This window comes from Oryzophilus luti, from assembly GCF_059726245.1.
Map to the genome: position 1 here is coordinate 1,804,376 of NZ_AP040874.1, position 13,454 is coordinate 1,817,829.

The 13,454-nt window shown below is 62.0% G+C and carries 10 protein-coding genes; all 10 read right to left on the bottom strand.

All coding sequences use genetic code 11. The features are described from left to right. Window positions 1–61 precede the first annotated feature (61 nt). The 10 genes from AC6IZO_RS07775 to AC6IZO_RS07820 all read right to left on the bottom strand — a co-directional run bounded on the left by AC6IZO_RS07775 (window position 62) and on the right by AC6IZO_RS07820 (window position 13,417). The gene (locus AC6IZO_RS07775) at window positions 62–697 is read right to left on the bottom strand and encodes a hypothetical protein (protein ID WP_497809665.1); all 636 of its coding nucleotides are present in this window, start codon (window positions 695–697) and stop codon (window positions 62–64) included. 12 nt (window positions 698–709) lie between these two features. Further along, window positions 710–1,315, bottom strand: coding sequence for a type IV pilus inner membrane component PilO (locus tag AC6IZO_RS07780; protein ID WP_497809667.1), 606 nt, complete (start codon window positions 1,313–1,315; stop codon window positions 710–712). A 2-nt stretch (window positions 1,316–1,317) separates the two neighbouring features. Further along, the gene (locus AC6IZO_RS07785) at window positions 1,318–1,953 is read right to left on the bottom strand and encodes a PilN domain-containing protein (RefSeq protein WP_497809669.1); all 636 of its coding nucleotides are present in this window, start codon (window positions 1,951–1,953) and stop codon (window positions 1,318–1,320) included. Beyond that, complete coding sequence (gene pilM, locus AC6IZO_RS07790) at window positions 1,950–3,002, bottom strand: type IV pilus assembly protein PilM (RefSeq protein WP_497809671.1); 1,053 nt, start codon at window positions 3,000–3,002, stop codon at window positions 1,950–1,952. Before pilM ends, AC6IZO_RS07785 begins: the two co-directional genes overlap by 4 nt. Window positions 3,003–3,014: 12 nt before the next feature. Beyond that, window positions 3,015–3,251: a helix-turn-helix domain-containing protein gene (locus AC6IZO_RS07795; RefSeq protein WP_497809673.1), complete on the bottom strand. Its 237-nt coding sequence runs from the start codon at window positions 3,249–3,251 to the stop codon at window positions 3,015–3,017. A gap of 723 nt (window positions 3,252–3,974) precedes the next feature. Beyond that, window positions 3,975–7,019 (bottom strand): Rne/Rng family ribonuclease, encoded by a 3,045-nt coding sequence (locus tag AC6IZO_RS07800; RefSeq protein ID WP_497809675.1) that lies wholly within the window; start codon window positions 7,017–7,019, stop codon window positions 3,975–3,977. A 540-nt stretch (window positions 7,020–7,559) separates the two neighbouring features. Continuing rightward, the gene (gene rodA / locus AC6IZO_RS07805) at window positions 7,560–8,651 is read right to left on the bottom strand and encodes a rod shape-determining protein RodA (protein ID WP_497809677.1); all 1,092 of its coding nucleotides are present in this window, start codon (window positions 8,649–8,651) and stop codon (window positions 7,560–7,562) included. A gap of 67 nt (window positions 8,652–8,718) precedes the next feature. Further along, complete coding sequence (mrdA, locus tag AC6IZO_RS07810; RefSeq protein ID WP_497809679.1) at window positions 8,719–10,821, bottom strand: penicillin-binding protein 2; 2,103 nt, start codon at window positions 10,819–10,821, stop codon at window positions 8,719–8,721. Between the two features lie 314 nt (window positions 10,822–11,135). Continuing rightward, a complete protein-coding gene (gene poxB, locus AC6IZO_RS07815) occupies window positions 11,136–12,860 on the bottom strand; it encodes a ubiquinone-dependent pyruvate dehydrogenase (RefSeq protein ID WP_497809681.1) in 1,725 nt (574 codons plus the stop codon). 176 nt (window positions 12,861–13,036) lie between these two features. Next, window positions 13,037–13,417: an ACT domain-containing protein gene (locus tag AC6IZO_RS07820; protein ID WP_497809683.1), complete on the bottom strand. Its 381-nt coding sequence runs from the start codon at window positions 13,415–13,417 to the stop codon at window positions 13,037–13,039. Between the last annotated feature and the right edge of the window lie 37 nt (window positions 13,418–13,454).

Below are 13,454 nucleotides of genomic sequence, written 5' to 3' on the forward strand. Positions count from 1 at the left end.
CCGCGCTCTTGAGCAGGGTGCCTGTCGCTTACCACAAAACCTTCTGCTGCACGGCCGCCGCTTAGGCTGGACCGCGCAACTTCTTCACCACGTCCCGCGTCAGCGGACGTCCCAAGGGATCGGAATAGTGCTCGCGGAAGGTGATGGAATCCTTGGCGATCCCAACCACCACACCGTCCAGCACCGGGTCATTCACCCGCAGGAAGTACACCTTGTTCTCCGGGTTGCTGACCACGGCGATGTCGCCGCGCGTGCTATGAATAACGCCTTGCAGCAGCGCCTCGTTGACCGGCAGGCAGCGCTTGCCACCGGTGCAGGGCGCGCGGTTCGAACGCTCCACCACGGGGCTGACAAACGGATCGCGCTTACCGGCTGGTTCGCCCGCTTCGCCTTCCTTTTCCGGCTTGGCCGCCGCCTGCACCGAAGCCTTCGGCGTGGCAGCGTGGCGACGGGCATGCTTGGCATGCGTTCCGGCGCGCGAAGCCGCTGCCGGCTTGACTGCTGGCGCGGACTTGCCGGCCGATGCGGGTGCCTGCTTCGATGCCGGCGCCGGAGCCGCCTGTGGCGTGCCGCCCTGCGCCGCCTGGATGCTCTGCGCCTTCTGCAACTGCTGGCGCACATGCTGCGGCGCGTTCTGGATCTGTGCCCCTGCCGGGAGGGCGAAGGCGAGCAGCGCGATGATCACTTTGAGCTTCATGCCATCCCTCCTTTACTTCTTCTTGGTCTTCGGGGCTTCACCCGGAGTGCTGTAGAACGTGGTTGCCGTGCAGTGCAGGGCCACGGTAGTACGCGCTCCGTAGGTGTACCCGCTACCGCCCTTGCCACCCTTCACCGCATCGATCTTGCAGCCGTCGAAGTTCACAATGCGCTCGGCCTTCGCCATGCGGTCGAAGAAGTTGACCACGGAGAAGAAGGGACCGTCGAGATCGATCTCGAAAGGCTCCTCCACGTAGTAATCCTTCTGCACGGTTGGCTTCGGCAGGTACTTGCGGACATCGACGCCGGAGCGGTTCGCTTCCACCTGTACCACCGTGATGAAGCCGGGCACTTCCTTCTGCTCGGGGACAACCTTCTTCTGATCCTCCAGACGCACCTTCATGGTGGCGATCTGTGCGGTCAGTTCGTTGAGCTTGTTCTTGAAGGGCATCAGTTGCGCAATTTCCGCCTGCTTGGCCTTCAAGGCTTCCGCCTGGGCCTCGTTTTCCTGCTCCAGCGGCCGAAGCTGCCAGAAGTAGAAGCCCACGGATAGAAGCACGCCGACGGCTGCAACTATGCCGATCTTCGCCAATGCCGGTAGTTCATTCCAACTCGCCATAGCTACGCCTTCGGCCGCTCGCCCGGCTTGCCAGCAGCCGGCGGGGTGGCAGGATTGTTCTTGGAAGAATCGCAGTTCAGGCGGAAGGTAACCGCCGGAACGCCCTTGTAATCGGTCTGCGTTAGTTCTTCCAGTTCCACGTTCTTGAACACGTTGTTGCGGCGCAGGTTGGTCATGAAGTTGGCCACCGCGACGTTGCTCAGCGCCATGCCTGACAGCTTCACGGAAGACGGGTCCTGCGTCAGCGCAGTCAGCCAGATGGAGTCACTGCCGCTGACCGTCGTGCTGACGTGATCCATCAGCAGCGCCGGTGTGGCCTGGTTGGCGCGCAACTGGTCGATGACGTCGACCCGCCGCTTCAACTCCTGGGCTTCTTTCTGGCTCTCATTGAACCGGGTCTTGACCACCGACAACTGTTGCACCTGCTGCGTGGCCGTGATCAGGTTGGCCTTCAGATCCGTCTGCTGAGTCGTCAGTTTTTTGTAGTAGCTGTAATTGACGCCAACGACGATTACGCCCACCACCAGGGCAATCACATAAATCGAAGGCCCGTTGGCCGGAATCACCGGCAGGTTCAAGCGAAAACGCTTTTTCCGTGTCTTCTTCTTTGCCGCGCCCAGCAGATTGATCCGGATCATAGCTTTTCAAAGCTCCTGAGGGCGAGTCCCACGGCCACGGCCAACTGCGCCGCGTTCTTTTCCACCAGTTCGGCACCAGGGCCGGCCGGGGGCACCACGCGCAGAAATGGATTCATCAGCTCCACCGGCATGGAGAATTCCTGCCGCAGGGCTTCCAGCAGGCCCGGCACCTGCGCCGTGCCGCCCGCCAGATAAATGCGCTCAATGTGTTCGCCGCCGGCATTGTTGCGGAAGAACTCGAAGGTCTTCTGCACTTCCAGCACGGTGATGTCGGTGATCTGCTGCAGGATGGGCAGCTTGGCGTCCTGGCTGATGGTGCCGACCTTGCGCCCGAGCTTCAGCGCCTCGGCGTCTTCAAAGCTCAGGTCCAGCTCCTTCTGCAGGGCGTCCGTGTACTGGTTGCCGCCCACGCTGACGTCGCGCGTGAACAACGGCGTGGTTCCCTTCACCACGTTGATGTTCATGATGCTGGCGCCGATGTTGAGCAGCGCCACCGTCGAGGATTCCGACGGCGAGTAATTGAACTCGTAGCAGTTCTGCAGCGCGAAGGCGTCCACGTCGATCAGCTCCGGCTTACGTCCGGCCAGGGTGACGGCGTTGGTGTAGTTGACGACCTTGTCTTTCTTGACCGCCACCAGCAGCACGTCCATGGTGGGGTTGCCGGGACTCTCGTTGAGCACCTGGTAGTCAAGGTTGACGTCGGCGATGTCGAACTGGATGTGCTGTGCCGCCTCGGTCGGAATCACCTCGGCCAGCTCAGCCTCATCCATGGCCTTCATGGTGACGCGCTTGACGATGACGGCGTGTCCGCTGACGGCGGTAGCCACCAGCTTGGACTTGATGCCGGCATCGGCGAAGATCTTGGTGATGGTGCTGGCGACCGCGCCGCTGTCCACGATCATGGAGTCCACGACGATGTCCGGCGCCAGGTTCTCAATCCCCACGTGCGCCACCGCGATCTCGCCGTGCGAGCGCGTCAGCTCCACCGCCTTGATACTGCTGGACCCGATGTCCAGCCCCACGATCGACTTCTCTCCCAATCCGAACATGACTTCTGCCTCTTAGCGGCCGCTTGCCACGCGCGCCGACCGCGGATGCTTTTTGCCCCGTTCCTCAAAACCCGTTGAACTCTGGCGTTCCATCCACGAATCGAGAATCGTCTTCTTGAACTTCCAGCGGTTCCCCAACTTGAAGGCCGGTATTCTCTCCTCGGCGACGTACTTGTACAGGGTATCGGCACTGACACCCAGATACTCCGACGCTTGGCGGATATTCATGACCTCTGGCGAATCAGCCATACCTTCAAAACACCTTTCCAAGTTGCTGCACCCAGACTGCCTGACCTGGTTCGTTCCGGCCTGCGCCTGCCGCGCAGAGGGTGTTGGAGCCAGTACCAGCACTCGGCGCTCGGCCGAACCAGTACGGCTCTTTCTCGGGGGGGAACTGCTAGCGCCCGTTATAGCAGGGATATGGGCTAGAGTGTCAACCATAACTTCCGGCCTCTTCCGGTTTCTTCGGCCTTTTCCGGCTCTTTCCTGGATTCGCCCCTGGTGCCTGAGCGCGATGCTTTGTGCCGAGCTTCACCGTACACCACAACATCCGGGGGTAGTGACGTAAACGATTCATCCCAAAGGCTTCTGCAATTACGAAGGTGAGTGGTTCGATGGACTCCGGGCCGTGGCCCCTTGGAAGTTCACTCACATTTGCCGCAACTCATGGTGTACCAATAGCTTGCCGTCAGGACTTCAAGCACGGCAAACGGGCTTGTCCAACCGGTGCCAAGTTGTGCAACGGATCGAATTCCGTCGGCGTCGGGTTCTCCCACGCATCTCCCCTCCATCACGGCCTCGGAATGTTTACTGTTTTGATTCTCCCTCGCTGCTTTTCAAGCCGCAGAGCGCAGTTCACTCATGCAGCCAGCGCCATCCGGAACTGCGTGCAAAGGAAAACCCCACGCTCTCCGCGCGGAGAACGTGGGGCCGGATCGTTGCAAACACCTGCCGTGCGAATGCCGTCAGACGTTAGAAGTTGATGTCGAACTTCTCCTGATGGAGCTGCGCATCGCTCTTGATGGCAACCGGGTGTCCGATGAGTTCTTCCATCTCGGTCATCCAGCGTCCATTGTTGCTCTTCAGCTCCTTGGCCACTTCGGGGTTCACGCGCAGCGTCACCACGTCATTCTCAATGTGGCGGCGGACCTTGCGCATCTCGATGTAGATCTCATTGCACACGGTCGTGACCGACTTGACGAAGCCGGTGGCCTCGCAATACGGGCACGGCGAACCCAGCGTGCGCTCCAAGCTCTGCTTGACGCGTTTGCGCGTGATGGCCACCAGTCCGAAATCGTTGAACTGAAGAACCTTCGACGGCGCGCGGTCGCTCTTGAGCGCCTCTTCCAGCGTCTGCATGACCTTCTGGCGGTTCTTGCGCTCATCCATGTCGATGAAGTCGATGACGATGATGCCGCCAAGGTCGCGCAGGCGGACCTGACGCACAATCTCCTTCACCGCGTCGCAGTTGATCTTGACGATGGTGTCTTCAAGCCGCGCGGTCTTGCCCACATACTTGCCGGTATTGATGTCGATAGCCACCAGAGCTTCGGTCTGGTTGATGACGATCGAGCCACCGCTCTTGAGCCACACCTTCGCCTTCAGGCTCTTGTTGATCTCCTCGGAGATGCCAAACTCCTCATAGAGCGGCACGTCCTTGGTATAGAGCTTGATGCGGCGCACCAGGTTGGGCTGGAAGCGGGAGGCAAAGCGCACCACGCGCTCGTACTCCTGTTCGTTGTCCACCCAGATCTGGCTGAAGTCGCTGGTCACCTGATCGCGCAGGATGCGCTCGACCAGATTGAGGTCGTGGTAGATCAGCGCCGGAGACTTGCTGCTCTCCGAACGGGTGCGGATCTCATGCCACAAGTGCTTCAGGAAGCGGATGTCGGCGCGCAGCTCGTCTTCCTTGATGTTGGCTGCGGCCGTGCGCACGATGAAGCCGCCATGACCGTTCTCGCGCTCGCTGCTGACGATGCGCTTCAGGCGCTGGCGCTCCTCTTCGCTGTTGATCTTGCGCGAGACGCCGATGTGGTTGACCGTCGGCATGTAGACCAGGAAGCGGCCGGGCAGAGCAATGTGGCTGGTGATGCGAGCGCCCTTCTTGTTGATGGGCTCCTTTGCAATCTGTACCAGCACTTCCTGCCCTTCCTTCAGCAGGTCGCTGATGAGAGGGATGTGGCGGGGCTGGCGGCGCATGCGTCCACCGGCGTTACGGCCGGGCATGCGGCGTCCACGGCGGTCTCCACGCTCGCCACGTTCACCACGCTCTCCACGGCGTCCGAAGCGTTCGCGCGGACGCGAAGGAGCCTGCTCGGATTCAGTCTCCGGCTCGGCTTCCTCTTCTTCCGCCTCGTCCACTTCTTCGTCACTGCTCTCGGCCACCAGTTCGGACTCTTCAAACTCGTCGCCGTTGAATTCGTATTCGGAGTCGTCGAGCGCGCGCTCTTCGTCGCTCTCGCGAACGGTCTGGCCGATCACTTCTCCGTTGCCGTTTTCGTCGTTGTCATGGTAGCTGCGGAAATGGTCGGTGTAGGAGGTCTCTTCGGCTTCGTCCGCATCCAGTTCCTCGTGCTCCACATGGCCGCCTTCAATCACGTAGCTGCCGGCGGTTTCCGTGGAGGGGGACTGCTTCTCCCCGCTTTCGCGGGGAGAAGCAGCGACAATTCCTTGTCCTGGTTGGGGCTGGGGTGGCTGAGGCTTCGGATCCGGCGGATCCGGCGGGGGATCTCCGCCCAGCTTGATTTCCAAAGAGGTCGTTTCCGCCTCGGCAGGTGCCGTGGCTTCCTCGACCGGTGCCTGTTCCTGCACTTCTTCTTCGACCAGTTCTACCATCTGCTCTGTCTCCACCTCCTCGTCTTTCGACGAAGGCTCGGGGGTGGCAACGTAGCGTGCACTGAGCTCGGGGCCGCGCACGCTGGCGCTGGCCTCCTCCGGTTCAGGTTCAACAACTGGGGCAGTAGGCAGTGCTGCCAACATCTCGCTGTGCTCTGCGGCCGGAGCTTCCGGCACGGAGGCTTTCGCTTCCGGCGCGGCGGCGGGGGTTTCCGGCTCTGGAGCCATTGCGACTGGCTCCTGCCCGCGGTACTTCGAGATGGACTCCCCTGGCAGAACTATGGGGGTGTAGTCGGCCGGTAGAGTGTATTCCTCACGCGGCGTGCGCTCGAAGCGCGCACCACGCTCACCACGGTCGCCGCGTTCACCACGCTCGCGGCCAAAGCGCCCGCGTCCGCGGCGTCCACGATCACGATCCCGATCGCGGCCACCACGCTCGCGAGGCTCAACTTCAGAAGCCTCCTCGGAAGGCGTCTCCTGCGGCTGATTGGTGGGGCGATTGTAGCGGGCAATGGACTCGCCGGGAAGCACAAACTGCGAGAAATCCTGCTGCGGCTCGGGCACCGGTGCGGCGGCCTGCTCGATCTCGACTGGCTCCTCCGTCTCTTCCTCGGCTTCCGGCTCGCTCAGCTCAACCGTGGGTTCTTCCTCGGTCTCTTCGGCGGGAGCTTCTTCCTCGCCATTGGGCGACTGCGGCACAAACCGGTCGCGTCCACCGCGGCGTCCGCGGCGGCGACGGCGTCCACGCCAGCGGCGTCCCTCCATGGCCTGCGAGCTGGAAGATTCACTAGAGCCTTCGCCCTGATCCTCACCCTCCCCCTCATCCTCGCCCTCGGAGGTTTCGTCTTCCTCCTCGGTCTCGGCCTCCTGGGTGATGAAGCCGTTGGCCTGCGCCAGCGTCTGGCCGGTGACTTTTACGTCGCCGAATTCGGCGTCTTCATCGTCTTCGTCGCCAAGTTCGAGGAAGTCGGAGACGTAGAGAAAAGCGTCGCGCTCCAGGCCGATATCGACGAATGCCGACTGCATGCCGGGAAGCACGCGCGTGACGCGGCCCTTGTAGATGGAGCCGGCCAGGGTGTATTCGTTCTCGCGCTCGAAATAGACTTCAGCGAGAGAGTCGTCTTCCACCAGCGCCACCTTGGTTTCATGCGGCGTGACGGAAACGTACAGTTCCTTGTTCATGGTTACTCCGGGCCTGCCTGTGGGCAGGCATACCGGACGCAGGGAAGGACGGTCAGTCTTGAAGTTCGGCGTGCTCCCCTATCCCAGCTGGTTGGCCGGGCTAGCGGAACTGGTTCCGGAATGCTGTTGCACTCCGGCCGCGGTCTGAGCAGACAGGTACCCGTTGGGTTGGAGGGCGTTCATGTCCGCTTCGTTGCACGTAATCTTGTTCACCGAAATCCATTGCTCTGGCTGGAAACTCTCCGCCAGACGTTGGGGTCGCGTCCAGGTAAAAGGTTTGTGGCCACTTCTTCCCCCGTCGACGCAAGCCGTGCCTGTTGATTTGGCGCTCGCGCTCAGGAGTGGGGCCGTTACCCGCCTTACTCGTCGCGTCTCTTCAATTCTGTCCGGCCCTTTTCGGCGGCCGGGTTTGCCCCTTCCGGGGCGTGCAAGAAAACCTCTTCGTTCAGGCCGGAACCTGCCCCGGCCATTGCCCCAATCGAGCTGGGGACCCGCGCCGGCTGCGGCACGGGATTTGTGCCTCAAATACTGTTCAGAATGCTAGTTCACAAACCGGCGCATTTGCACATTCATCACCATGCCCAGCGCCAGGAATGTAAACAACACCGACGAGCCTCCGTAGCTCATCAGCGGCAGCGGGATGCCTGTGACCGGCATGAACCCCACCACCATGCCCACATTCACAAGAATGTGGAAGGCCAGCACCGCAACCACTCCCATAATCAGGAATGTACCGGCGCGGTCTGGCGCCGTTTGTGCGTTATGAATCAAACGCATCAACACCAAGAAGTATAGCAGCAACACAAAGATTGCGCCCGCAAACCCGTGCTCCTCGCACCAGGCCGCAAAAATAAAGTCCGTATGGGGAACCGGCAGGAATTGCCCCTGCGTTTGGGTGCCCTTGGCAATGCCCTTGCCCCAGACGCCGCCGTTGCCCACGGCCACCATGGACTGAATGACCTGGTAGCCCGCGCCGTGCGAATCCGCCTCCGGCTCCACAAACGTCTGCAAACGCTCGCGCTGGTAGGGCTTGAGCACCTTCATCCAGACCACCGGCATCAGCACCCCGGCCAGAATCACGGCCACCACGGCGTGCTTCATCTTCAACCCGCCCAGGAACAGCGCCATGATCGCAATCGGCAGGTACGTCAGCGACGTGCCCAGGTCCGGCTGCTTCAGCACCATCAGGAACGGAATCAGCACGATGGAGCCAGCCTTGACCAGTTCTCGCAGCGGCAGCTCACGCTCCTGGTACTCGGCAAAATACTTTGCCATCGCCAGAATCAGAATCAGCTTGACCCACTCCGAGGGCTGGAAGTGAAAGAAATGGAAGTCGATCCACCGCCTGGCGCCCAGTGCCTTGTGCCCGAACAGCAGGACGGCAATCAGCGACAGGATGGCGCCGCCGTACAGATACGGCACGGTCTCCAGCAGCGCGTGGTAGTTCAGCAGGCTGAAGAAGAACATCAGCCCGACCCCTGCGGCAATCCAATAGATCTGCCGCACCTGCATGCCTTCAAACTTGGTGTGCAGCGTGGCGCTGTAGATTTCGCTGACGCCGAGCGTGCAGATCAGCAGCACCAGTCCCAGCAGGAACCAGTCAAAATCGCGGAAGCGTACGTAGCGGCTCACAGCGAAAACTCCTTGCTTATGCTGCACGCAGAAATGGTGCCCATATTCCGGAAGCGTATGTAGCGGCTCATCGGGCAAACTCCAGCCGCGGCGGCGGAAGGGCGGCCACAATTTCCGGCATGTAGCGCCACGGGTGGTGCGAGGGCGCGCTGTGCTCGTTCTGCTGCTCGCGCAGAGCCAACTCTTCCAGCCCCGGCGCGGCCACGGCGGGAACGAATGACTGATCGTGCGCGAGGCGGATGTGCACGCGGTGCAGGCCGTGATCGGCTCCGCCGTTCGAATACAGTCCGGTGATTTCCGCGGGTTTGGCAGTGCCGCCTGCCTGTCCCTGCGGCGCGGCGCCCGGCGTCTCGCCGGAATCCGAACCCGGCTGCGCCGGAGCAATCTCCGGCAGCTTGTAGGGCTTGCCCTCGGACTTAGCCCGCTGCTTGTCGGCGTAAACCTTGACGACCTTGGAGGCGACAATGGCCGAGCGCCAGCCCCAGCCCGCGCCCTGGCTCAGCACGGCCACCACAATGCCGGGATCGCGGCGCGGCGTGACGCCGACAAACCACGCGTTGTCCTCAAACTTTTTGTTCGACATGCCCATGCGCTTGCGGGTTTCAAGCGAGACGGTCTGCGCCGTGCCGGTCTTGCCTGCAAAATCGACGCCTGCCAGATGCGCCGGAGCGGCAGTGCCGGTCGTGGTCACGTCGGCCATGGCGTCAGTGATCAGGTTCCACGCCTCGGGGTTGATGTCCACGTGCTTGCTCTGGCTCATGTCGCGCTTGTGCGGGAAGTTGTCCGGCAGGCTCTCCGGCCGAACCACGTGCGGCGTGTACATCACGCCATCGCTGGTGACGCCGCCGATGGCCCGCGCCAACTGGATGGGCGTAACCGCCACCGCACCCTGGCCAATGCTGACCGAGATGGTTTCACCGGCGTACCACTTGCGCTTGTAGTTCTTGGCCGCCCACTCTTCGCTGGGCATTACGCCGGAAACTTCCTGCGGCAGATCGACGCCGGTCTTCTGCCCCAGGCCGAAGGCCGAGGCATAGCGCGAGATGCGGCCGATGCCGAGCTTGGCACCGACGGTGTAGAAGTACGTGTCGCAGCTCTGTGCAATGGCCTGCGACAAATTAAGTGGCCCGTGATGACGGTCGCACTTGAAGAAGTGCCCGTAGAACTCCGCTCCGCCGGAGCAGTTCACCTTCACGTCCGGCGACATGACGTTCTCCTGCAGTTCGGCCACGGACATGATGATTTTGAACACCGAGCCGGGCGCCAGTTGCGCCTGAATGGCCTTGTTCAGCATCGGTTTGTCCGGGTCGGTCATCAGCGCGTTCCACTCTTTGTTCGTGATGCGGACGGCAAACGCGTTGGGGTCGAAGGCCGGGCGGCTGACCATGGCAAGAATCTCGCCGTTGTGCGGGTCGAGCGCCACCACCGCGCCGGGGTTGGTGCCCAGCGCCTCTTCGGCTGCGATCTGCAGGTCGAGATCGATGGTGAGCTGCAGCGCCTGACCGGGCTGCGCGGGCGTGTCCTTCAGCTCGCCCACTTCCTTGCCCTTGCTGTTGACCAGCACGCGGCGCGAACCGTTGCGGCCCATCAGAATGTCGTTGTACTCGGCCTCCACGCCCGACTGTCCGACAATGTCACCGGCGTTGTAAGTCTCAAAGCGCGGTTTGTTGAGCATGTCCTCGCTGACCTCGCCGACGTAGCCGACCAGGTGCGCCATGAAGCCGTTGCGCGGATACAGGCGGCGATGCTCAGGGATCACGTCCAGCTCGGGATACTCGTTGCGATGCGACTCAATGAAGGCCAGTTCGTCCGGCGTAATGCCGTACTTGAGAAAGATGGGCTGGTAGCCGGGCAAAGCCGCCAGACGGCGCACGCGCTGCCGCATGTCTTCGGGATCGAGATGAAGCCCGGCGGCGATGGCGTCGAAATTCTGCTCGTTGAGCTTGCCCTGTCCGCGCAGCAGCAGCGCCGAAAACGATGGGTAGTTATCAACGATGATGCGGCCTTCACGGTCGACGATTTTGCCACGCGGCGCAAGGATGGGAACTTCCTTGACGCGGTTCTGCTGCGCCATCAAGTCGTACTTGGTGCTCTGCGAAACCTGCAGGCGCCAAAGGCCGAAGCTTAAAAACAAGAAGATGGCCAGAATCAGGTACTGGGCCAGCGTCAATCGATTTTCCGGAACTCTCTCGTCGCGACCGAACATTGAAGACAAATCCGCCGGCGTCCGCCGCCAGCCCGGCTTGGTCTGCGCACCCGGCAAAACCACAGGCGCGTCCCAGGCACGGATCTCCCCACGCGCCAGACCGGTTCTTTCTTATTTTAGCCCGAGAGCAGCCTGCGCGTCGGCCCGCCACTTTCGGGCCTCGTCAACCTCGATCAGTTGGGGCGCAAAACACAAGGCCCCGCGCAGCCATTACGCCACGCGGGACCTTGACCGTTTCCCTGCCTGCCGGTTCGAGCGGAACCGACTGTCGAATCCGCTTACCGTAGAAGGTTAACCTTCGCCATATCGAGCACCTCGTTACCGCGCCCGTTCAGGATCGCCTTCATCATGTAGAGATTGAAGTCGACAATCTGGTCGAGCTTGATCGAGGGCGGCATGGCCAGCTCGGTGCGGTGCACGTTCACGTCGATGACCGCCGGGCCTTTGAACTCGAAGGCCTTCTTCAGCGCGCCGGGCAGCTCGCCCGCATCGTCCACGCGCACGCCCAGAATGCCTGCGCCTTCAGCCAGCTTGGCCAGGTTCGGATTCTTCAGCCCGGTGGCGTAGTCGAGGAAGCCGGAAGCCTTCATCTCCATCTCCACAAAGCCGAGCGAGCCGTTATTGAAGACCACCATCTTGACCGGTAGCTGCAACTGGCGGAGCGTCAGCAGGTCGCCCATCAGCATGGCAAAACCGCCATCGCCGGAGAGCGTGACCACCTGCCGCTTGGGGTACGTCAACTGCGCGCCAATGGCCTGCGGCAAGGCATTGGCCATGGAGCCGTGATTGAACGAGCCGAGCAGGCGGCGCTTGCCGTTCATTGCAAGATAGCGCGCGGCCCAGATGACGGGCGTGCCTACGTCGGCGGCAAAGATGGCGTCCTCGGCGGCAACCTCATTGATCACCTTGGCCACGTACTGCGGGTGCATCGGAGAGTCTCCAGCCTGGCCCGTGGCCAGATCGTCCAGCCCCTGCCGCGCGGACTTGTAATCGTCGAGACAGCTGCGCAGGAAGTGGTCGTCAGCCTTGTCGTTGATCAGCGGCAGCAACTCCGCCAGCGTCGCCTTCACATCTCCCGCCACGCCGAGATCCACCTGTGCGCGGCGGCCAATCTGCTCGGCGCGGAGATCGATCTGAATGATCTTTGCCTTCTTCGGATAGAACTGGCGATACGGAAAATCCGTGCCCAGCATGAGCAGCGTGTCGCAGCTCAGCATGGCCTTGTAGCCGGACGAGAAACCGAGCAGCCCGGTCATGCCCACGTCGTACGGATTGTCGTACTCGATGAATTCCTTGCCGCGCATGGCGTGGACAACCGGCGCCTTCAACTTCGCGGCCAGAGCCACCAGTTCGTCATGTGCGCCCTCGCAGCCCGCACCGCCAAGAATGGTGACGCGCGTGGCGGCGTTCAGCTCGGACGCCAACTGCTGCAGGCCCTCGGCCGTCGGACGCGGCACCGACTCAATCGCGCGCGGCAGGTGCGCTTCCTTCACCGGAGCTTCGCTCAGGCCGATGTTGCCCGGCAGAATCACCACGGCGACACCGCGCTTGGCGATGGCCGTCTGCATGGCGATTTCCAGCGTGCGCGGCATCTGCTCCGGCGAGCTGACCAGCTCGCAGTAGTGGCTGCATTCCTTGAAGATCAGTTCGGGATGAGTTTCCTGAAAATAATTGCTGCCAATTTCAACCTGCGGAATGTGCGCGGCGATCGCCAGCACCGGCACGCGGCTGCGCTGGCAATCATACAGGCCATTGATGAGGTGCAGGTTGCCCGGGCCGCAGCTTCCGGCGCAGACCGTCAATTCACCGGTCAGGTGCGCTTCGGCTCCGGCGGCGAAGGCGGCGGTTTCCTCATGCCGCACCGGCACCCAGCTCATGTCGTTGTGGGCGCGGATCGCGTCCGTGATGCCATTGAGAGAATCTCCGGCTACACCATAAATGTGCTTGATTCCGGCGGAGTGGAGAATGTCTACGGCCAATGCTGCTACGGTCTTGGAAGCCATGTGAAATACCCGTCCTGTTCTTTGCGGCGGCAGATTCAAGGTCAGGAAGAAGGGCTGCGCGCGGCGGGAGTGATGGCCCGGGGTGTGCGCTCTCTTACTGGTCTTACCAGTTAACTAGATTAGCCAGCGCCGCCGTACGTTGCAAAATTCCTGTTGAAAAACGCACGGGGGAAGGACTACTCGCGCACGTTGTGTCCGGCCAGGCGCAGCGCATCGACCGCGCGCGCCAGGTTCTCCTGCTTCACCAGCACGTAATCGGTGTCATAGGTGGAGATGGCGAAGATGCCCGCGCCAGCGCCTGCCAGCGGGTTCAGCACCGAGGCCAGCACCCCGGTCATCTCGAACGGGAACGGCCCCTCCAGCTTGAAGACGCGCCAGCCGCGCTCGCACTGGACCGCTGCCGGCACCAGTTCGGTGCCGCAGACGATGGAGAACTCTTCGGCCGTGCGCGTGATGCTGAGAAAGCCCTTGCCTTGCGTGGCCCAGGCGGGGATGGTGGCGCCCGCCTCCAGACGGCAGACGGCAAAGCTCAAAGGCAACAATGTGAGCGTGTGCATGGCAGACAGTTTCAATTTTCAAACAGAAAGTTGCAAG

What these genes read in the sequence shown, in the direction of transcription:
- AC6IZO_RS07820 (WP_497809683.1), bottom strand. Translation starts at nt 13,417, where the DNA reads ATGCACACGCTCACATTGTTGCCTTTGAGCTTTGCCGTCTGCCGTCTG.
- AC6IZO_RS07795 (WP_497809673.1), bottom strand. Translation starts at nt 3,251, where the DNA reads ATGGCTGATTCGCCAGAGGTCATGAATATCCGCCAAGCGTCGGAGTAT.
- AC6IZO_RS07800 (WP_497809675.1), bottom strand. Translation starts at nt 7,019, where the DNA reads ATGAACAAGGAACTGTACGTTTCCGTCACGCCGCATGAAACCAAGGTG.
- pilM (WP_497809671.1), bottom strand. Translation starts at nt 3,002, where the DNA reads ATGTTCGGATTGGGAGAGAAGTCGATCGTGGGGCTGGACATCGGGTCC.
- AC6IZO_RS07775 (WP_497809665.1), bottom strand. Translation starts at nt 697, where the DNA reads ATGAAGCTCAAAGTGATCATCGCGCTGCTCGCCTTCGCCCTCCCGGCA.
- poxB (WP_497809681.1), bottom strand. Translation starts at nt 12,860, where the DNA reads ATGGCTTCCAAGACCGTAGCAGCATTGGCCGTAGACATTCTCCACTCC.
- AC6IZO_RS07785 (WP_497809669.1), bottom strand. Translation starts at nt 1,953, where the DNA reads ATGATCCGGATCAATCTGCTGGGCGCGGCAAAGAAGAAGACACGGAAA.
- AC6IZO_RS07780 (WP_497809667.1), bottom strand. Translation starts at nt 1,315, where the DNA reads ATGGCGAGTTGGAATGAACTACCGGCATTGGCGAAGATCGGCATAGTT.